General features: G+C 68.5%; 1 pseudogene. It reads right to left on the bottom strand.

What is annotated here, in order from left to right:
- Positions 1 to 625 precede the first annotated feature (625 nt).
- Positions 626 to 904 (bottom strand): annotated as a pseudogene (locus B2W70_RS18460) (pilus assembly protein N-terminal domain-containing protein); the annotation flags it as partial.
- Between the last annotated feature and the right edge of the window lie 124 nt (positions 905 to 1,028).

The following is a 1,028-nucleotide window of genomic DNA, read 5'->3' as shown; positions in this document are numbered from 1 at the left end:
CCGAGCTGTCGGTGCCCGAGCCGGTGCGCATCGGGATGGGCAGCTCACCACCGGCCAGGAAGGTGGCGGTTTGGCCGCTGAGGGCCGTCAGGCTGGGCTCGGCCACGGTGTAGGCAAAGCCGTTGCTTTCGAGGGCGCTGAACACCGCCAGGGCGTTGCTGCTCCAGGTGAAGATGTTGAAGGCGTCGGCGCGGGGAACGAACCCATTGCCGCTGGTCACGGTCCCACCCACTCCGCCGGGATTCCTCGTCAGGGATGTGAGCCCGTTGGGCCCACTCATCCCGGACAGGCGCGTGCCATTCCAGCCGTTCGACCAGTTGAACCCCGAAGCCATCAACTTGCTGCGGCTGACCTCGACGATCTTCACGTCGATCTGCACCTGCACGTCAAAGCCCGAGGTGGTGGTGTCGATCACGTTGGCAGCTGGCTTGTCGCCCGCCTCTCGCGTGGCCGATTCCAGCGCCGACTGCTGCTCCAGCGAGCGCAACTCGCCCGAGAGTTTGAGCTTGGTGCCACTGCCGCTGACCTGCACGCCCGAGCCGCTGCTGGCGATGCCGGCCGGCGTCACCACCACCTGGAACTGCGAAGCCGGCGTGCTGCGCCCGCTGTTGTCCCAGATCGAGACCATGGCCGAGCCCGGCTTCTTGGCCGTCAGGATGACGCCAGAAGGCGGCACCACGTTGATGCCCACGATCTCGTCGTTGGCCGTCGCCGCCCGTTGAATGGGTCGAGCCAGGCTCCAGGTCTTTTGCTGGCCGACTTCGAGTTGCTGCGTGGCCGGCGCGGCCTGTGCGTGGGTGATGCCCGCGCTGGTGGCCAGCAGGGCCAGGCCCAGGCCAGCGACGCGGCGCCGCGCGATGAAGACGGTGGGCAGGATGGCCTGCAGGAGGGGGTGCAAGGTCATGGCTGAGCGGGGGCGTCGTTGCGGGTCAGGCGGCGCTCCTTGCTGCCCTCCTGGATGATGATGGCCGGGCCGCCTTCCGGGACGGGCGGTTTGGCGCGAACGGGCGACAAGTCGCTCACCCGGG

The organism is Aquabacterium sp. UBA2148 (assembly GCF_002328915.1).
GTDB classification, from domain to species: Bacteria; Pseudomonadota; Gammaproteobacteria; order Burkholderiales; family Burkholderiaceae_C; genus Aquabacterium; species Aquabacterium parvum.
This window is presented reverse-complemented; position numbering and strand designations above follow the sequence as displayed.